Origin of the sequence: Nocardioides sp. N13(2025) (assembly GCF_051912545.1) — a bacterium.
Taxonomy (GTDB): Bacteria; Actinomycetota; Actinomycetes; order Propionibacteriales; family Nocardioidaceae; genus Nocardioides.
On the sequence record NZ_CP196809.1, the window covers coordinates 946,792 to 965,380 of the forward strand.

At 71.5% G+C, this 18,589-nt stretch carries 19 protein-coding genes and 1 tRNA gene; 17 read left to right on the top strand and 3 right to left on the bottom strand.

Going from position 1 to position 18,589, the window contains the following annotated elements:
• Positions 1 to 21 precede the first annotated feature (21 nt).
• Both ACS3YM_RS04595 and ACS3YM_RS04600 read left to right on the top strand, forming a co-directional pair.
• Positions 22 to 636: a hypothetical protein gene (locus ACS3YM_RS04595; protein ID WP_439938899.1), complete on the top strand. Its 615-nt coding sequence runs from the start codon at positions 22 to 24 to the stop codon at positions 634 to 636.
• Positions 636 to 1,550 carry an LCP family protein gene (locus ACS3YM_RS04600; RefSeq protein ID WP_439938900.1) on the top strand — a complete coding sequence of 305 codons (915 nt, stop codon included), beginning with the start codon at positions 636 to 638 and terminating at the stop codon, positions 1,548 to 1,550. Before ACS3YM_RS04595 ends, ACS3YM_RS04600 begins: the two co-directional genes overlap by 1 nt.
• A 122-nt stretch (positions 1,551 to 1,672) precedes the next feature.
• Here the strand turns inward: ACS3YM_RS04600 and ACS3YM_RS04605 are convergent, their stop codons facing one another.
• The 3 genes from ACS3YM_RS04605 to ACS3YM_RS04615 all read right to left on the bottom strand — a co-directional run bounded on the left by ACS3YM_RS04605 (position 1,673) and on the right by ACS3YM_RS04615 (position 3,984).
• On the bottom strand, positions 1,673 to 3,097 hold the full coding sequence (locus tag ACS3YM_RS04605; protein ID WP_439938901.1) for a choice-of-anchor P family protein: 1,425 nt from the start codon (positions 3,095 to 3,097) through the stop codon (positions 1,673 to 1,675).
• A 215-nt stretch (positions 3,098 to 3,312) separates the two neighbouring features.
• A tRNA-Arg gene (locus ACS3YM_RS04610) sits at positions 3,313 to 3,385 on the bottom strand.
• A gap of 101 nt (positions 3,386 to 3,486) precedes the next feature.
• The gene (locus ACS3YM_RS04615) at positions 3,487 to 3,984 is read right to left on the bottom strand and encodes a thioesterase family protein (RefSeq protein WP_439938902.1); all 498 of its coding nucleotides are present in this window, start codon (positions 3,982 to 3,984) and stop codon (positions 3,487 to 3,489) included.
• Between the two features lie 101 nt (positions 3,985 to 4,085).
• Here ACS3YM_RS04615 and argS point away from each other — a divergent pair, with 101 nt between their 5' ends.
• The 15 genes from argS to atpE all read left to right on the top strand — a co-directional run bounded on the left by argS (position 4,086) and on the right by atpE (position 18,587).
• Positions 4,086 to 5,741, top strand: coding sequence for an arginine--tRNA ligase (argS, locus tag ACS3YM_RS04620; protein ID WP_439938903.1), 1,656 nt, complete (start codon positions 4,086 to 4,088; stop codon positions 5,739 to 5,741).
• Positions 5,742 to 5,747: 6 nt separating this feature from the next.
• Positions 5,748 to 7,151, top strand: coding sequence for a diaminopimelate decarboxylase (gene lysA / locus ACS3YM_RS04625; protein WP_439938904.1), 1,404 nt, complete (start codon positions 5,748 to 5,750; stop codon positions 7,149 to 7,151).
• Complete coding sequence (locus tag ACS3YM_RS04630) at positions 7,148 to 8,464, top strand: homoserine dehydrogenase (RefSeq protein WP_439939832.1); 1,317 nt, start codon at positions 7,148 to 7,150, stop codon at positions 8,462 to 8,464. Before lysA ends, ACS3YM_RS04630 begins: the two co-directional genes overlap by 4 nt.
• Positions 8,461 to 9,528, top strand: a complete 1,068-nt coding sequence (gene thrC / locus ACS3YM_RS04635) for a threonine synthase (protein WP_439938905.1) — start codon at positions 8,461 to 8,463, stop codon at positions 9,526 to 9,528. The genes ACS3YM_RS04630 and thrC overlap by 4 nt, the downstream gene beginning before the upstream one ends.
• A 2-nt stretch (positions 9,529 to 9,530) precedes the next feature.
• Positions 9,531 to 10,430 carry a homoserine kinase gene (gene thrB / locus ACS3YM_RS04640; protein WP_439938906.1) on the top strand — a complete coding sequence of 300 codons (900 nt, stop codon included), beginning with the start codon at positions 9,531 to 9,533 and terminating at the stop codon, positions 10,428 to 10,430.
• Positions 10,431 to 10,565: 135 nt separating this feature from the next.
• Positions 10,566 to 12,446 carry a transcription termination factor Rho gene (rho, locus tag ACS3YM_RS04645; RefSeq protein ID WP_439938907.1) on the top strand — a complete coding sequence of 627 codons (1,881 nt, stop codon included), beginning with the start codon at positions 10,566 to 10,568 and terminating at the stop codon, positions 12,444 to 12,446.
• Positions 12,447 to 12,585: 139 nt separating this feature from the next.
• Entirely contained in the window at positions 12,586 to 12,810 is a 225-nt protein-coding gene (gene rpmE / locus ACS3YM_RS04650; protein ID WP_439938908.1) for a 50S ribosomal protein L31, read from the top strand.
• A 104-nt stretch (positions 12,811 to 12,914) separates the two neighbouring features.
• A complete protein-coding gene (gene prfA, locus ACS3YM_RS04655) occupies positions 12,915 to 13,988 on the top strand; it encodes a peptide chain release factor 1 (protein ID WP_439938909.1) in 1,074 nt (357 codons plus the stop codon).
• A 1-nt stretch (position 13,989) separates the two neighbouring features.
• Positions 13,990 to 14,832: a peptide chain release factor N(5)-glutamine methyltransferase gene (prmC, locus tag ACS3YM_RS04660; RefSeq protein ID WP_439938910.1), complete on the top strand. Its 843-nt coding sequence runs from the start codon at positions 13,990 to 13,992 to the stop codon at positions 14,830 to 14,832.
• Between the two features lie 5 nt (positions 14,833 to 14,837).
• Entirely contained in the window at positions 14,838 to 15,494 is a 657-nt protein-coding gene (locus ACS3YM_RS04665) for an L-threonylcarbamoyladenylate synthase (RefSeq protein WP_439938911.1), read from the top strand.
• 2 nt (positions 15,495 to 15,496) lie between these two features.
• Positions 15,497 to 16,678, top strand: coding sequence for an MraY family glycosyltransferase (locus ACS3YM_RS04670; protein ID WP_439938912.1), 1,182 nt, complete (start codon positions 15,497 to 15,499; stop codon positions 16,676 to 16,678).
• A 74-nt stretch (positions 16,679 to 16,752) separates the two neighbouring features.
• A complete protein-coding gene (locus ACS3YM_RS04675; protein ID WP_439938913.1) occupies positions 16,753 to 17,232 on the top strand; it encodes a hypothetical protein in 480 nt (159 codons plus the stop codon).
• Entirely contained in the window at positions 17,229 to 17,525 is a 297-nt protein-coding gene (locus ACS3YM_RS04680; protein ID WP_439938914.1) for an AtpZ/AtpI family protein, read from the top strand. Before ACS3YM_RS04675 ends, ACS3YM_RS04680 begins: the two co-directional genes overlap by 4 nt.
• 4 nt (positions 17,526 to 17,529) lie before the next feature.
• Entirely contained in the window at positions 17,530 to 18,327 is a 798-nt protein-coding gene (atpB, locus tag ACS3YM_RS04685) for a F0F1 ATP synthase subunit A (protein ID WP_439938915.1), read from the top strand.
• 56 nt (positions 18,328 to 18,383) lie between these two features.
• Positions 18,384 to 18,587 carry an ATP synthase F0 subunit C gene (gene atpE / locus ACS3YM_RS04690; protein ID WP_056908071.1) on the top strand — a complete coding sequence of 68 codons (204 nt, stop codon included), beginning with the start codon at positions 18,384 to 18,386 and terminating at the stop codon, positions 18,585 to 18,587.
• The last annotated feature ends 2 nt before the right edge of the window (positions 18,588 to 18,589 follow it).

Sequence of the window (18,589 nt, forward strand, 5' to 3'; positions counted from 1 at the left end):
ACACCCCTGCCTGGAGTCGTCATGCCAAGCCCTGTGTCGGGCACGTCGTGGGCCCGCCGCTGCGCCGGACTCGTGCTCGTCCTCGTCGTGTCGCTCGCCGCCACCGCGTGCCAGTCGCCGTCGTCCCCGTCCGCCTCTCCCGAGCGACTGAGCCGCAACGACGCTCAGGCGACCCTCGCCTCGCACCCGGTGCCGACGAAGACCGGGATCCACCGGGTCTTCGGCCGGTTGCCCGACGCGCGGCGCAAGGTCGTACGACGCCAGGTCGGCAAGGTCGTCGACCGCTGGTGGGACGCGGCCTACCTCGGCGGCGCCTACCCCCGCAGCAGCTTCCCCTCCGCGTTCCCCGGCTTCACCGCGGGCGCGGAGAAGCGTGCGCGCGCCGACAAGGCGCTGCTCACCAACCTGTCGCACGGCCCGCGCATCGACTCGGTCACGCCCCGGCACCGCCGCGTCACCCTCGACATCCTGGCCACCGGAAAACGGGCCCGGTCGGTGACCGCGCACTTCGTGCTGCGCTTCGACACCGCCGGTGAGAAGACCGGCACCACGGTCGTCCGTGGCCGGCTGTTCCTCACCCGCAAGCGGGGCGGCTGGCGGGTCTTCGGTTACGACGTCGCGAAGGGAGCCCGGTGATGAGCCGGTTCACGCAGGCCCGACGGGTCCTCAGGGGAGTCGCCCTGGCGGGCGTCCTCGCCGTCACCGCGCTCGTCGTACCCCAGTCGTCGGTGCAGCCGACCGACGTCAGCCTGGTCAAGATCCGCCACGGCCAGGGCGTCTCCGTCGGCGACGACGTGGTCTGGATCCTCGCCGTCGGCTCCGACGCCCGCCCGGGCCAGGACATGACCCGCTCGCGGGGCGACGCCCTCCAGATGGTCGGCATCAACACCCGCACCGGGTCGGCGACCGCCATCGGCGTGCCGCGCGACTCGTGGGTCGCCATCCCCGGCCACGGCCGGGAGAAGATCAACTCGGCGCTCTACTTCGCCGGTCCCCGGGGCATGGCCGGTGCGATGCGCAACCTGGTCGGCATCGAGCCCGACTACGTGATGGTGACCCGATTCCCGTTCTTCGAGGACATGGTCGACGACATCGGCGGCATCACCGTCACCAACCCGCGACGGTTCTACGACCCCTACCTGAAGAAGGAGGGCTTCGCGAAGGGCCGGATCCACCTCGACGGCTACAACGCGATGGCGTTCTCCCGGATCCGCAAGGGCCTCGCGGGCGGCGACTTCGACCGCTCCGCCAACCAGCAGCGCACCCTGCGCGGCATCCACGCCCGGATCCGCTCGCAGGCCGACCGCCCGGGCTTCATCGAGCGTGGTGTCATGACGGTGATGGAGCACATGGCCACCAACGCCTCGCCGGGGGAGCTCTACGAGCTCGCCCAGGCCGTCGCGCAGGTCGACCCCGGACGGATCACGACGTGCGTCGTCCGCGGCCGGGTCGGCTTCGTCGGCGCCGCGAGCGTGGTGTTCCCCGACGTCGCCCAGGCCCGCCGCCTCGGTCGGGAGGCCCGCACCGACGCCGCCCTGCGCGGCTGCTGAGACTGGCGCGACGCCGGGTCGCGCCCCATGGCCGACCCGACGTCGCTCCTGGGACCTTAGTCAGGTTCGGCCACGGGGTGCGGGACGCGGTGCCTCACGGAACCCTCAGGCTTCGTCAGGAATCAGTGTGGATAGATCCGACCCGCGGTGCGTGCGAGGTCGATCACGACGGCCTCGGAGTACAGCTTGATCCGCAGTCCGATGACCTGCGAGCCGCGGTAGCCGGTGTCCACGAGCTGGCGCTGGATCTCGCCCGCACCGTTGGGCAGCTCGACCACGCCACCGGGCGAGGGGACCTCGATCGGCTGTCCCGCGACGGTGATCGACCCGATCGCGGTCGAGATCGTGGAGCGGACCCGCTTGCCCGCCTTCTGCCGCATCGCGGCCCGTGAGCTCACGTCGCTGATGACGAGCTGCGCGGTGGGGATCGACACGGTGCGGATCGCCGTGCGCGACCACCCCTTGGCCACCTGCTTCGCACGGAACTGGTCGCCGTTGACCTGGTAGGACACCCCGTCGAGCAGCACCGGCACCGGCAGCAGCTGGCTGGCGTGTGGCACCTGGTAGGTCTGCGTGCGGCCGCGCGAGCCCTGGCAGGGGAGCGCCTTGTGCTCGACGTTGCCGAACTTCAGCGCGCCGTCGAGCACCTGGTAGTCCATGGCGGTCCCGCCGGAGCGGAAGACGCCGACCGGCGCCGGACCACCCATCCGGACGCGGGCGGTGCCGAGCTCGACGAGCTGGCGCCGATCACCCGCGGTGACCTCGATGCGCAGTGCCGAGGCCTGGGACTGGGCGTTGGAGCTGTTGGCGCGGCCGTTCCGGTAGCCCAGCGCGATGTTGCCGAGGCCGGGGATCTGGATCGGCACCGTGGCGTCGCTGAGCACCTGGAACACCTCCTGGGCGACCTGCTGGGTCCCGGTGAAGACGGTGTCGCCGACCTGGTCGAGGGGAGCGAGGAGCTCCTGGAGCTCGGGCGGCAGGTTCTCCACGACGGTGTTGTCCAGCAGGGAGAGCGAGATGCTCGCGAAGGTGAAGCTCTCGGCGTGGCCGTAGCCCTGGGGCGTGTTGAAGGCGTTGGCCGTGGTCTGGAGCCCCTTGATGACCAGCTTGGGCGTGGTCAGCGGGCCGACGGTGCCACCGATGCTGATGTCGCCGATCGTGTTGGTGCCGCGGATGCCGTGGGTGCTGCCGTTGGCGTACGTCTCGGTGCGGCTGGTGCTGGCCGAGACGTTGATCAGCGGGTTGTCGGGCGTGGAGACGACGCTCGCGCGCTCCACGACCTGGCCGACGGCCCGGGTGCACAGCTGCTGCGCGTGGGCGTCCTTGAGGTCGAGCGCCTCGACGCTGTCGGTCACCAGCTTCACGCCGTAGACGTCGCCGCGGTAGCCGAAGTCGGTGAGCGCGGCGGCGCGAGCGGTGCGGGTGTCGGCGCCGTCGGCGGCCTGTGCCGGCGCCGAGACCACGCCGAGGGCGAGCCCAGCACTGAGCCCGACGCTGAGCGCGGCGGTGAGCATGGCGGTGAGCCGACGCCTGATGGTGTGTTCCATGGTTCCCCTCCCAAGGGCCGATGGGAGCAACGCCTGACGATCTCCCTGGTGACTCGCCAGTAACTCTCTCGTGCGCTCAACGAGACGGTCGTCACAGGGTCACGCGCCGGGATGAACTTCCACTCGTCCGCGTGGAACTCCATCGGGACCTGAGCGTGAGGGCCCGAAATGGGCGATGGACTTCCACTCGAGCGAGTGGAAGTCCATCGGATGTGCGCCTCCGGCAGGATTCGAACCTGCGGCACCTGGTACCGGAAACCAGTGCTCTATCCCCTGAGCTACGGAGGCCTGCGCCGGCTCGGGACGAGGTCCGGGGCCAGTGCGCGGTGAAGACTACCGGTCGGGCGACGAGGTCGTGAAACCGCCTCGGAGCGCGCGTCCGGGTGGGCTCAGCGCAGCGCGAGCGAGCCGGAGGTGTCCGCCGGGAAGGGGAGCGCCGCGTGCTCGGCCACGCGGGCGTCCATCGCAGCGGCCACGTCGTCGGGCCACGGGGCGGTGAGGCGGGTGGAGAGGTCGATGTGCAGGAAGATCTCCTCCACGACGCACGCGACCTTCCGGTGCGTCTCGTCGAGCAGGTAGACCAGCACGTGGGCGGCGCGCTCCGAGCGACCGAGCAGCCGGACCCGGGCCGACATGGTGTCGCCGGTGCGCAGCTCGCTGAGGTAGGTCACGTGGTGCTCGGCGGTGAAGCAGGCCTGACCGTGGGTGAGGGGCCACATCTGCGGGATGCCGACCTCGACCAGGGACTCGTCGAGGCCCTCGCTGGCGATGCCGATGTAGTGCCGGACGTTGAGGTGGCCGTTGATGTCCTCGAACGGCATCGGCACGGGCTGCTCGACGTAGGCCGGGAGGTCGATCAGCTGGTCATAGGTCGGGTGGGTCGTCACAGGGCAGAACCCTAGGGCAGAGCTGAAGGGTGGGAGCCACTCGCGAACCAGGGCGTGAAACCGGTTCGGGCGCCGGCATGGGGCGCCGATAGGCTTGCCCGGTGAATCCTGAGCAGCTCTCCGAGACCATCGTCGAAGCGTTGGAGGCCCTCGTGGCCGACGGCGCGATCACGCTGCCTGACGGCGTGCCGACCCAGGTCACGGTGGAGCGACCCCGGCAGAAGGGTCACGGCGACTACGCCACCAACGTCGCGCTCCAGCTCGCCAAGAAGGCTGGGACCAACCCGCGTGCGTTCGCCGACCTGGTCGCGGAGCGGCTGCGTGCCTCCGACGGCATCGCCGACGTCGAGGTGGCCGGTCCCGGCTTCCTCAACGTGACGGTCGAGGCCGGCGCCCAGGGCCAGGTCGCGGCCGACATCGTCGCGGCAGGCACGGCGTACGGCTCCTCCGACGCGTTCGCAGGGGAGAAGATCAACCTCGAGTTCGTCTCCGCCAACCCGACCGGGCCGCTCCACCTCGGTGGCGTGCGCTGGGCGGCCGTGGGCGACGCGCTCGGCCGGATCTTCGAGAAGACCGGGGCCGACGTCACCCGCGAGTACTACTTCAACGACCACGGCGCCCAGATCGACCGCTACAGCTCCTCGCTGCTCGCCAGCGCCCGGGGCCTGCCCGCGCCCGAGGGCGGCTACGGCGGCCAGTACATCCACGACATCGCCGCCGCCGTCGTCGAGCAGCGCCCCGAGGTCAAGGACCTCGACGACGAGCAGGCGCAGGAGGTCTTCCGCGAGGTCGGCGTGGACATGATGTTCGCCGAGATCAAGAAGTCGCTGCACGACTTCGGGGTCGACTTCGACGTCTACTTCCACGAGAAGTCGCTGCACGACTCCGGTGCGGTCGAGCGCGCCATCGAGCGGCTCACCGAGATGGGCAACACCTACACCGAGGACGGCGCGCTCTGGCTGCGCACCGAGAAGTACGGCGACGACAAGGACCGCGTGATCATCCGGTCCAACGGCACGCCGGCCTACATCTCCGGCGACCTGGGCTACTACCTGGACAAGCGCGAGCGCGGCTTCGACCGCTGCTTCATCATGCTCGGCGCCGACCACCACGGCTACGTCGGCCGGATGAACGCGATGTGCGCCGCCTTCGGCGACGAGCCGGGCAAGAACCTCGAGATCCTCATCGGGCAGATGGTCAACCTGCTCAAGGACGGCGAGCCGATGCGGATGTCCAAGCGCGCCGGCACCGTGGTCACCATCGACGACCTGGTCGACGCGATCGGCGTGGACGCCAGCCGCTACGCCCTCGCCCGCTACCACAGCGACAGCCCGATCGACATCGACCTGGACCTGTGGGCCAAGGCCACCAACGACAACCCGGTCTTCACCGTGCAGTACGCCCACGCCCGGGTGTCGAGCCTGATGCGCAACGCGGCCGACCTCGGTGTGAGCGCCGAGTCGCACCCCGAGCTGCTCACCCACGAGAAGGAGGGCGAGCTGCTGCGCGCGCTCGCCGAGTTCCCGCGCGTGGTCAAGGCCGCCGCCGAGCTGCGTGAGCCGCACCGCGTGGCCCGCTACCTCGAGGAGCTGGCCGGCACCTACCACCGCTTCTACGACAGCTGCCGGGTGCTGCCCCGCGGCGACGAGGAGACCACCGACCTGCACCGTGCCCGGCTGATGCTCGTCGACGCGACGCGCGTCGTGCTGGCCAACGGGCTCGACCTGCTCGGCGTCTCGGCTCCCGAGAGGATGTGATCGGGCGTGCCGACGGCGCATCCGTCCGGTTGGGCGCACGCGGACGGCGCCCTGCGCGGGCCCCACTGGCTGCGTGAGCCCGCCGACCCCAACGCGCTGGTCGAGCACCTCTGGTCGCAGACGGCCACCAAGGCCGACGGCGTGCTGAGCGTCGGAGGGGTGCCGCTGACCGAGCTGGTCCGCGAGCACGGCTCACCGGCGTACGTCCTGGACGAGGACGACTTCCGCGCCCGGGCCGGCGCCTTCCGCGACGCCTTCGCCGACTACGACGTGTTCTACGCCGGCAAGGCGTTCCTCTGCACCACCGTGGCCCGGTGGCTCGCCGAGGAGGGCCTCTCCCTCGACGTGTGCTCGGGCGGCGAGCTCTCGGTGGCCGAGCGGGCCGGCTTCCCGATGGAGCGCGTCGGCTTCCACGGCAACAACAAGACGGTCCGCGAGCTCGAGCGTGCCGTCGAGCTCGGGGTGGGCCGAGTGATCGTCGACTCCTTCGACGAGATCGCGCGACTGGCCGCGATCACCACCGAGGTCGGTCGCACCACTGGGGTGATGGTGCGCGTCACCGCCGGGGTCGAGGCGCACACGCACGAGTACATCGCCACGGCGCACGAGGACCAGAAGTTCGGCTTCTCGATCGCCAGCGGTGACGCGCTCGAGGCCGTGCGCCGCGTGCACGCCGCGCCAGGGCTCCGGCTCCTCGGCCTCCACTCCCACATCGGCAGCCAGATCTTCGACACCTCCGGCTTCGAGGTCGCGGCCCGCCGGGTGCTCGCGCTCCACGCCACGGTGAGCGAGGAGGTCGGCGTCGAGATGCCCGAGATGGACCTCGGCGGCGGCTTCGGCATCGCCTACACGACGCAGGACGACCCGTCGGACCCCGCGCAGCTCGCCACCGAGATGACCAAGATCGTGGAGCACGAGTGCCGCGCCCTCGGTGTCGCCGAGCCGCGGCTCTCCATCGAGCCGGGCCGCGCGATCGTCGGCCCCTCGATGTGCACGGTCTACGAGGTCGGCACGGTCAAGGAGGTCGCGCTCGACGGCGGCGCCCGCCGCTCCTACGTCTCCGTCGACGGCGGGATGAGCGACAACATCCGCACCGCCCTCTACGACGCCGACTACTCCGCGACCCTCGCCTCGCGCAGCTCGGAGGCCGCGCCGGCGTTGGCCCGCGTGGTCGGCAAGCACTGCGAGGCCGGCGACATCGTGGTCAAGGACGAGTTCCTGCCCGGCGACGTACGCCCCGGCGACCTGGTCGCGGTGCCCGGCACGGGCGCCTATTGCAGATCGATGGCCTCCAACTACAACCACGCGCTCCGTCCTCCGGTGATCGGAGTTCGGGACGGGAAGACTTTCACCGTCATGCGACGAGAGACTGAGGCCGACCTGTTCGCGACCGATGTGGGTGTTCTCTGATGAGCGAAGGTGACAAGCGCACCTTGAAGGTGGCGGTGCTCGGCTGCGGTGCAGTGGGGTCGCAGGTGGTGCGGCTGCTGTCCGACCAGAGCGACGACCTCGCCGCCCGGGTGGGTGCGCCGGTGGAGCTGGTCGGGGTCGCCGTACGGCGCCTCGACGCGCCGCGCGACATCGAGGTCCCCGACGGGCTGCTGACCACCGATGCCGCCGGCCTGGTGGCCCGCGACGACGTCGACCTGGTGGTCGAGGTGATCGGCGGCATCGAGCCCGCCCGGTCGCTGATCCTCTCCGCGCTGGAGAACGGCGCGAGCGTCGTGACCGCCAACAAGGCGCTGCTCGCCGAGGACGGTCCGACGCTCTTCGAGGCGGCCGCCAAGGCCGAGCGCGACCTCTACTACGAGGCGGCCGTGGCCGGTGCGATCCCGATCCTGCGCCCTCTGCGCGAGTCGCTGGCCGGCGACAAGGTCACCCGCGTGCTCGGCATCGTCAACGGCACCACCAACTTCATCCTCGACAAGATGGACACCTCCGGTGCCGGCTTCTCCGAGGCTCTGGAGGAGGCGCAGGAGCTCGGCTACGCCGAGGCCGACCCGACCGCCGACGTCGAGGGCTTCGACGCGGCCGCCAAGGCCGCGATCCTGGCCAGCCTCGCCTTCCACTCGCGGGTCACGGCCTCCGACGTCTACCGCGAGGGCATCTCGGAGGTCACTGCCGCCGACGTCGCCAGCGCCCGTGACATGGGCTCGGTGGTCAAGCTGCTCGCGATCTGCGAGCTGCGGCCCGGACCCCACGGCGACCAGGTGGCCGCCCGCGTGCACCCGGCGATGATCCCGCGCTCGCACCCGCTCGCGAGCGTGCGCGAGGCCTACAACGCGGTCTTCGTGGAGTCCGAGGCTGCCGGCCAGCTCATGTTCTACGGCCCGGGCGCGGGCGGCGCGCCGACCGCGAGCGCCGTCCTCGGCGACCTGGTCACCGTGGCCCGCAACCGCCTCGCGGAGACCCGCGGTGCCGGCGAGTCGGCGTACGCCGACCGGGCCGTGCAGCCGATGGGGGAGACCCGCACCCGCTACCACGTCGCCATCGACGTCGACGACCGCGCGGGCGTGCTCGCGGCGGTGGCCAACGCCTTCGCCGACCACGACGTGTCGATCCAGACCGTGCGCCAGGAGGGCCGCGGCGCCGACGCCCAGCTCGTGGTGGTGTCGCACGCGGCGCCCGACGCCGCGCTCGCCGCGACCGTCGACCAGCTGCGGAGCATGGACATCGTCCGTGAGGTCACCTCGGTGATGCGGGTCGAGGGGGGCGACGAATGACGAACGGTCAGTGGTTGGGCGTCATCGAGGAGTACCGCGACCTGCTCGACCTCCCCGAGGGCCTGGCGGCCGTCACGCTGCGCGAGGGCGGCACCCCGCTGGTCCACTCCGAGTGGCTCACGGCCCGGACAGGGGGGCAGGTCTGGCTCAAGGTCGAGGCCAACAACCCCACCGGCTCGTTCAAGGACCGCGGCATGACCGCGGCGATCTCGGTGGCGAAGCACGAGGGCTCGCAGGCCGTCGTCTGCGCCTCGACCGGCAACACCTCCGCCTCGATGGCGGCCTACGCCGCCAAGGCCGGGCTGAAGCCGCTGGTGCTGATCCCCGAGGGCAAGATCGCCGCCGGCAAGATGGCCCAGGCCGTGGTGCACGGCGCGCAGATCATCATGGTCCGCGGCAACTTCGACCACTGCCTCGACCTCGCCCGCGGGCTCGCGCGCGACTACCCGGTCGCGCTGGTCAACTCGGTCAACCCGGTTCGCCTGCAGGGCCAGAAGACCGCGGCGTTCGAGGTCGTCGACTTCCTCGGCGACGCCCCCGACCACCACCTGCTCCCTGTCGGCAACGCCGGCAACATCGCGGCCTACTGGCTCGGCTACCAGCAGTACGCCGAGCTCGGTCGCGCCACGAAGAAGCCGGTGATGCGCGGCTTCCAGGCCGAGGGCGCGGCCCCGCTGGTGACGGGTGAGCCGTTCCCCGACCCCGAGACGAAGGCCACCGCGATCCGGGTGGGCAACCCGGCGTCGTGGCACCTCGCGGAGATGGCGGCCAAGGAGTCGGAGGGCCGCTTCGCAGCCGTCTCCGACGACCAGATCCTCGCCGCCCAGGTCGAGCTGGCCAGGCGCGACGGCGTCTTCGTCGAGCCCGCCTCCGCGGCCGGCGTCGCCGGCCTGCTCGCCGAGCTGGCGGCGGGGGAGAGCTATGCCGGGTCGACCGTGGTCATCACCGTCACCGGCCACGGACTCAAGGACACCGCGACGGCGCTGGAGTCCTTCACCGACATCGTCGACACCGTCGTGGACGCCGACGTCGAGGCCGCCGCCGCGGCGGCCGGCCTCGTCTGAGCATGGCCACGTTCGTCGACGGACCCGTGCGGGTGAGCGTCCCCGCCACCTCGGCCAACCTCGGTCCGGGCTTCGACTCGCTGGGGCTCGCCCTGTCGCTGCGTGACGAGCTCGAGGCCGAGGTGCTGCCCGACGGCCTGGTCGTCGAGGTGGAGGGCGCCGGCGCGGACGGCGTACCCCGCGACGAGTCGCACCTGGTCGTGCGCGCCATGCGGGCCGCGTTCGACCTGATGGGGGAGCAGCCCCCGGGCCTGCGCCTGTCGTGCCGCAACGTGATCCCTCACGCCCGCGGGCTCGGCTCGTCCTCCGCGGCGATCGTCGCCGGCGTCGTGCTCGCCCGCGCACTGGTCGCCGGGGGCCAGCTGCTCGCGTCCGACGAGGCGCTCTTCGACCTCGCCGCCGACCTCGAGGGCCACCCGGACAACGTGGCCCCGGCCTTCTACGGCGGCTTCGTGATCTCCGGCCGCGAGGACGGTCACTGGTACGCCGTGCGCGCCGGCGTCGACCCGCGGATCACCGCGATCGCCTACGTCCCGCCGACGGGGGTGGAGACCTCCGTCGCCCGGGGCCTGCTGCCCGACTCGGTGCCGCACGCCGACGCAGCCGCCAACGCCGGCCGGGCCGCGCTCCTCGTCGCTGCCCTCACCGGGCAGCCGGAGCACCTGCTCGCGGCCACCCGCGACTGGCTGCACCAGGACCAGCGCGAGCCCGCGATGCCGGAGACTCTGGCACTCGTGCGCCGCCTCCGCGCCGACGGCGTACCGGCCGTGGTCTCGGGCGCCGGCCCCACGGTGCTGGCCTTCGGCGCTGCCGACACCTCGGGGCTCAGGGCGGCCTGCCCGGACGGCTGGGCGTGTCACGACCTGACCGTCGATCCCGGCGGGGCGACCCTGCTAACCTGACGGCGCGCCGTTCGGCGCACCTGCCCGTCCCGGTCGCCTGGTCTCCAGGTCAGCTGTGCGCACGGGCGACCACCATCCGCCGTAGCACGGCCGCTCGACGGTCACCGCAGGCGACGCAACGTGCGAAGGATCCACGTGACCGAGACCCCCACTGCTGCCACCTCTGCCGACGTGGAGGACGCAGCGGCGAAGAAGCCGGCCAAGAAGGCGGCCTCCAAGTCCGCCGGCCTCAGCTCCATGCTCCTGGCCGACCTCAAGTCGATGGCCGCCGGCCTGGGCATCGCCGGTGCCGGGTCGATGAAGAAGGCCCAGCTCGTCGACGCGATCAAGGCGACCCAGTCGGGCCAGTCGGGCCAGTCCGCGCCCCCCGCCGCTCGCAACGGCGCCGAGAAGAGTGACGAGACGAGCGTCGAGAAGGCCCCGGAGCAGCCGGACGAGCAGCGGGCCGAGCAGACGGCCGCGGCCGACGAGCCCGCGCCCCGGACGACGGTGCGCACCCGCACCCGCAAGCAGCGCCAGGCCGAGCAGGCGGAGCAGAAGCAGGACCAGTCCCCCAAGGACCAGCAGAAGCAGGACCAGCAGAAGCAGGACCAGCAGAAGCAGGACCAGCAGAAGCAGGACCAGCCGAAGCAGGACCAGCCGAAGCAGGACCAGCCGAAGCAGGACGACAAGCAGGACCGCGACAAGGGCCAGCAGGCGCAGAAGCAGAAGCAGTCCCAGCAGCAGTCCCAGCAGCAGGGTCAGCAGGGCGGCCAGCCCAAGCAGGGCCAGCAGCAGAACCAGCAGAACCAGAACCAGCAGCAGAACCAGGGCCAGCAGGGCCAGCACCAGCTCGACGACGAGGACGACGAGGGCGGCAGCCGTCGCAACCGTCGCCGCCGCGGTCGCGACCGGACGACGGTCCGCACCGGTGGTCGCAACGAGCCCGACACCACGATCCTCGAGGACGACGTCCTGGTGCCGGCTGCCGGCATCCTCGACGTGCTCGACAACTGCGCGTTCGTGCGCACCTCCGGCTACCTGCCGGGCCCCGAGGACGTCTACCTGTCTCTGTCGATGGTGCGCAAGTACCACCTGCGCCGTGGCGACGCGGTCGTCGGACAGGTCCGCCAGCCGCGTGAGGGGGAGCGCCGGGAGAAGTTCAACCCGATGGTCCGCATCGACAGCATCAACGGCAGCGAGGCCGAGGGTGCCAAGGAGCGTCCGGAGTTCGCAGACGCGGTGCCGGTGCACCCGCACCAGCGGCTCCGCTTGGCCACCGACGAGGCCAACCCCACCGGCAAGGTCGTCGACATCGCCGCGCCCGTCGGCAAGGGGCAGCGAGGGCTCATCCTCACCCCGCGGCGTACGGGCGCCACGTCGCTGCTGCAGTCGATCGCCCAGTCGGTCACGACCAACAATCCCGAGTGCCACGTGATGGTGGTGCTGGTCGACACGCGTCCCGAGGAGGTCACCGACTTCCAGCGCGCCGTCAAGGGCGAGGTCGTCGCGTCGACCTTCGACCGGCAGCCGGCCGACCACACCCTCGTCGCCGAGCTGGCCATCGAGCGGGCCAAGCGCCTCGTCGAGCTCGGCCACGACGTGGTCGTGCTCCTCGACTCCCTGACCCGGCTCGGGCGGGCCTACAACCTGGCCGCTCCGGCCAACGGCCGGGTGCTCGGTGGCCTCGTCGACGCCTCGGCGGTCCACCCGACCAAGGAGTTCTTCGGGGCGGCCCGCAAGATCGAGGACGGCGGCTCGCTGACGATCCTCGCCACGGTGAGCGTGGGCACCGGGTCGGCCACCGACGAGTTCTTCCTCGAGGAGCTCGCCGGCACCGCCAACCTGGAGCTGGTGCTCAGCGCGGACCGCGCGGCCAAGGGCATCGTGCCGGCCGTCGACGTCGCCGCGTCGGGCACGCGCCACGAGGAGAAGCTGCTCGCGCCCGCCGAGGGCGCGGTGGTCGGCGACCTGCGCAAGCAGCTCGCGGCCGCGGACTCCCAGCAGGCCGTGACCAAGGTGATCGGCTCGCGCTGAGCATCGGCTGGTCCCCGGTGAAGAGGCCGGGAATCCACGGATTGGCGCCGGTGTTGGACCCGGTGGCACACTTGTCTGTCGGTTCCGGTTCACGTCCTTGCATCCGCGCGGGACGACCCGGAACAAGTGAGAGGAAACCATGAAGAAGGACACGCACCCCGAGTACGTCGAGACCGCCGTCACCTGCACGTGCGGCGCGTCGTTCACGACCCGTAGCACCGCGACCTCCGGCTCGATCCACGCCGATGTCTGCTCGCAGTGCCACCCGTTCTACACCGGCAAGCAGAAGATCCTCGACACCGGCGGCCGCGTCGCCCGCTTCGAGGCTCGCTACGCCAAGAAGGCTCCGGCCGAGAAGAAGTAGCGCAGGCCCAGGCGCCGGTCGCCCCGCTCTCGCGGGTGGCCGGCGCCTTGTCGTCTGTCCGTTGTCGTCTGTCCGGGTGCCGCACGAGGAAGCAGGAGCACACGATGTTCGAGGCCGTCGAGGGCATGCGCCAGGAGCACGCCGAGCTCGAGCAGCGCCTGGCCCTCCCCGAGACCCACGCCGACCAGCGCCTGGCCAAGCAGCTCAACCAGCGCTACGCCGAGCTGACGGCGGTGGTGTCGACCTGGCGCGAGTGGCAGCAGCTCGGCGAGGACGTCGAGGCCGCCCGCGAGCTCGGCGCCGACGACCCCGCCTTCGCCCGGGAGGCCGAGGAGCTGGCCGCACGCCGCGTCACCGCCGAGGAGCGCCTGCGCCGGCTCCTCGTGCCCCGCGACCCGACCGACGGCAAGGACGCGCTGCTGGAGATCAAGTCCGGGGAGGGCGGCGAGGAGTCGGCGCTCTTCGCCGGTGACCTGCTCCGGATGTACTCCCGCTACGCCGAGACGCGTGGCTGGAGCGTGGAGGTCATCGACGCGACCGAGTCCGACCTCGGCGGCTACAAGTCGGTCACCGCGGCCGTGAAGGCTCGCGGCACGGTCGAGCCCGGCCAGGCGCCGTACGCCCTGCTGAAGTTCGAGGGTGGCGTGCACCGCGTCCAGCGGGTGCCGGTCACCGAGTCGCAGGGGCGCGTGCACACCTCTGCTGCTGGCGTGCTCGTCATGCCGGAGGCCGAGCAGGTCGACGTCACCATCGACGACAACGACCTGCGCATCGACGTCTACCGCAGCAGCGGCCCCGGTGGGCAGAGCGTCAACACCACCGACTCGGCGGTGCGCATCACGCACGTCCCGACGGGGATCGTGGCGAGCTGCCAGAACGAGAAGAGCCAGCTGCAGAACAAGGAGTCGGCCATGCGCATCCTGCGTGCCCGGCTGCTGGCCGCCGCGCAGGAGGCCGCCGACGCCGAGGCCAGCGAGGCCCGCCGGTCGCAGGTGCGCACGGTGGACCGCTCCGAGCGGATCCGCACCTACAACTACCCGGAGAACCGCATCTCCGACCACCGCACCGGCTACAAGTCCTACAACCTCGACCAGGTGCTCGACGGCGACCTCCAGCCGGTGCTCGACTCGTGCGTCGAGGCGGACATGGCGGCGCGCCTCGCGGCGCTGGAGTCCTGAGGTGCGGGCGAGCGCGGCCCGGCGAGAGGCGGCGGCACGGCTCCGCGGGGCAGGCGTCGCCTCGCCGGAGCGCGACGCCGACCTGCTGCTGGCCCACGTGCTGGGCGTGGGGCTCGGCCGGCTGCCGCTCGTCGACGACCTCAGCGGGCAGGAGCAGGAGCAGTACGCCGCCCTGCTGGCGCGCCGGGCCGCGCGCGAGCCGCTGCAGCACCTGACCGGCACCGCTGCCTTCCGCCACGTGGAGCTGGCTGTCGGGCCGGGGGTCTTCGTGCCGCGGCCGGAGACCGAGCTGCTCGCCGGCTGGGCGGTCGAGAGCGCGCTCGCCCTCGGCCGTGCTGCGGTGGTCGTCGACCTGTGCACGGGCTCCGGCGCGATCGCCCGGGCGATCGCCGACGAGGTGCCCGACGCCGACGTGCATGCCGTCGAGCTCGACGAGGGTGCCCTGGCGTGGGCCGAGCGCAACCTCGCCGGCACCGGCGTCGACCTGCGCCACGGCGACCTCGCCACCGCGTTCGACGACCTCGCCGGCACCGTCGACGTCGTCGTGTGCAACCCGCCCTACATCCCACTCGAGGCCTGGGAGTCCGTGGCCGCCGAGGCGCGCGACCACGACCCGCACCTCGCGCTGTTCTCCGGCCAGGACGGGCTGGACGCCATCCGCGTCCTCGAGCAGCGCGCCGCCCTCCTCCTGCGGCCCGGGGGAGTGGTGGGAGCCGAGCACGCGGACGTCCAGGGCGAGTCGGCTCCCGGCGTCTTCGCGGCGTCGGGTCGCTGGCTCGACGTCGCCGACCACCACGACCTCGCGGGTCGGGCGCGCTACCTGACCGCGCGACTGGCACGATGAGCGCCGTGGACAGGCTTGCGACCTCGACCGAGGAGGAGCGGGAGGCGGCGGTGACCGCCGCTGCCGGCGCCGTACGACGGGGCGAGCTGGTGGTGATCCCGACCGACACCGTCTACGGCATCGCCGCCGACGCGTTCTCCCACGACGCGGTGCGGCGGCTGCTGGACGCCAAGGGCCGTGGCCGTGAGATGCCGCCGCCGGTGCTCGTCTCGGCCGCGACCACGCTCGACGCGCTGGCCGAGGGCGTGCCCACGTGGGCACGCACCCTGGTCGAGCAGTTCTGGCCCGGTCCGCTGACCCTCGTGTGTCGCCAGCAGGCCTCCCTGATGTGGGACCTGGGGGAGACCCGCGGCACGGTCGCCGTACGCATGCCCGACGACGAGGTCGCCCTCGCCGTGCTCGAGCGCACGGGCCCGCTCGCGGTGAGCTCGGCCAACCTCACCGGACGCCCGGCCGCCACCGACGCCGACGCGGCCGAGGAGATGCTGGGCGACGCCGTCGCGGTCATCGTCGACGGCGGGGCGTCGCCGGGCGGCGAGGCCTCCACGATCATCGACGTCACCGTCCCGGAGGGGCGGGTCCTGCGGCTGGGCGCCCTCTCGCTCGACGTGCTCAACGCCGCGCTCGAGGAGCACGGGGTCGTGCTCTCGGACGAGGGCTGACGGTGCGGGAGTACCTCCTCGTCTTCCTGGTCGCCCTGTCGGTGACCTACCTGCTCACCGTCATCGCCCGCGAGATCGCGCTGCGCACCGGCGCGGTGGCGGCGGTCCGCGACCGCGACGTCCACGCCGAGCCGATCCCCTACCTCGGCGGGTTGGCCATGCTGGGCGGGCTGGTCGCGGCCTACATCGTGGCCCAGCGCCTGCCGTTCCTCTCCGGCAGCGACGAGTTCGTCTTCGACGACGCGGGGGTCGTGCTGCTGGCGGGCGCGCTCGTCTGCGCGGTGGGGGTGGTCGACGACATCTTCGAGCTCGACGCGCTGACCAAGCTCGGCGGCCAGGTGCTCGCCGCGGGCCTGCTGGTCTCCCAGGGCGTGCAGTTCTACTACTTCCCCGGCCCCGACGGCACCCAGTTCTCCCTCGACGTCGTCCAGAGCGCGGTCCTGACGCTCGTCGTCGTGATCGGCACGATGAACGCGGTCAACTTCGTCGACGGCCTCGACGGTCTGGCCGCCGGTGTGGTCGGGATCGGCGCGGCCGCGTTCTTCCTCTACTGCTACTTCGCCTCGGCCCAGGCCAACCTCACGCTGGCGACGACGGGAGCGCTGCTGAGCGCGGCGCTGGCGGGGGCCTGCGCCGGCTTCCTGCCGCACAACTTCCACCCCGCGCGCCTCTTCATGGGCGACTCGGGCTCGATGCTCATCGGCCTGGTGCTCTCGGCCAGCGCGCTGACGCTGACCGGCCAGTTCGTCGGGATGCCGACCACCGAGGGCAACAGCCTGTTCGTGACCGTGCTGCCGGTGCTGCTGCCGATCTCGTTGCTGATGGTGCCGATCGTCGACCTCGTGCTGGCCGTCGTACGACGCACGCGGGCGGGCCGCTCGCCGATGAGCGCGGACAAGCAGCACCTGCACCACCGCCTGCTGGAGATCGGCCACTCCCAGCGGCGCGCGGTGCTGATCATGTGGATGTGGGCCTTCACGCTGGCCACCGGCGCGGTGGTCGTGAGCCTGTTCGACGCGGCATGGGTGTGGTGGGGACTGGGCTCGATGCTGGGCCTGACCGTCGCGCTGACCTTCGTGCTGCCCAAGGTCCACCGCCCGCGCAAGACAGGTCTGGGCAACACCGGACTGCCCGAGAACGCCGCCGTCGAGGGCGAGCCGGAGGAGCCCGTCGCAGGACCCTAGCTGGAGGCTGTCCCGGACTTTGTGATAGTTTTCACGAGCAGTTCCCAGACCTCTCGAAGAGACAGGCCGCCGCCATGACGACCGAGTCGAAGCCAGGCACCCGGACCGGGGTGTCCCCGCTCCTCGGTCCAGTGGCTTCAGGCGCGGTGGCCGTCCTCGTGCTCGTGGTCGTCGGGGCCCTGGCGGACGGTCGTCCGGCGGCGGTCGGAGCGGCGGTCGGGGGAGTGCTGACGCTCGCCGTCTTCGCGCTCGGCATCGCTGTCGTGGGCATGGTCGCCCGGCTGATGCCGTCGGCATCGATGCTCGTCGCGCTGATGACCTACGCCCTCCAGCTCCTCGTCCTGGCGCTCGTCGTGGCCGCGCTCGAGCGTGCCGACGTGGGCGCGGAGACCCTCTCGCGCGGCTGGTTCGCCGCGGGAGTGATCGTCGTGACGCTGCTGTGGCTCGTGGGCCAGCTGGTCGCCGCCACGCGGCAGCGCATCCCGGCCTACGACACCTCCATGGGCGCTCCCCGCGTCGGCGAGCCGGCCGATCACCCCGGGGGTGAGTCGTGACCGAATCCGCTGCTAGTGTGCGGGGCGCGATGGCTCGACAGCTTCCCCCGACGGCCTCACCCGACGATTCCCCCAAGGGCGACCCCTGGCACGCCTTCGGCTACATCGTCTCGGGGGTAGCGGTCTACGGACTGGCTGGGTGGGCCCTCGATCGGTGGCTCGGAACAGACTTCCTCGTGGCGATCGGCATCCTCATCGGTGCCGGCTTCGGGATCTACATGACATACGCACGGTTCAACAAGGCAAGCGCACACGAAGACAAGCGCCTCCATGACAAGCGCCTAGGAGACTGACTCGATGTTCGGCATCACGATGGCGGAGTCCGGCGGCGAGTTCGTCGCCCCGGGCCCCAACAGCTTCGACTTCTCCGAGGTCCCGCTGTTCCACCTCGGCGGCCTCGCGGTCACCAAGCCGATGGTCCAGCTGCTGCTGGGTGCCCTGCTCGTGTTCGTGTTCTTCTTCGCCGCCTTCCGCCGCGCCACCCTGGTGCCGGGGCGCCTGCAGTTCGCCGGCGAGAGCGCCTACGGCATGGTCCGCAACTCGATCGGCCGCGACATCATCGGCAGCCACGACTTCATCAAGTTCGTGCCCTACCTGGTGACCCTCTTCTTCTTCATCCTCATCAACAACGCCTTCGCGTCGATCCCGGGCATCCAGTTCCCGACGTTCTCGCGGGCGTCCATGGCCTACGCGCTCGCGGGCCTGAGCTGGGTCATCTACAACGCGGTCGGCATCAAGAAGCACGGCCTCCTCGGCTACCTCAAGCTGCAGAGCGTCCCGTCCGGCGTCAGCCCTGCGATGTACCCGCTCCTCGTGCCGCTGGAGTTCTTCTCCAACATCCTGGTCCGCCCGGTCACGCTGGCGCTGCGTCTCTTCGCCAACATGTTCGCCGGGCACCTGCTGCTCATCCTGTTCTCGACCGGTGGCCTGTTCCTCCTCGAGTACGGCGGCATCGGCCTCGTCGCCGGCCCGCTGGCCTGGGCCCTCGCCATCGCGATCTCGTTCCTCGAGCTCCTGGTGCAGTTCCTGCAGGCCTACGTCTTCACCCTGCTCAACGCCATGTACATCTCGGGTGCGCTCGCCGACGAGCACTGAGCCCCCGAGAAGCTCGACCCCATCTCTCAAGTAGAAACAACCGAAAGGAAACAGCCGTGGACGGCAACCTCAACATGATCGGCTACGGACTCGCGGCCATCGGCCCCGGCGTCGGCATCGGCCTGATCTTCGCTGCCTACATCTCCGGTGTGGCCCGCCAGCCCGAGGCCCAGAGCCGCCTCCAGTCGATCGCCATCCTGGGCTTCGCCCTGGCCGAGGCGCTCGCCATCATCGGTATCGCGCTCGCGTTCGTCCTCTGACA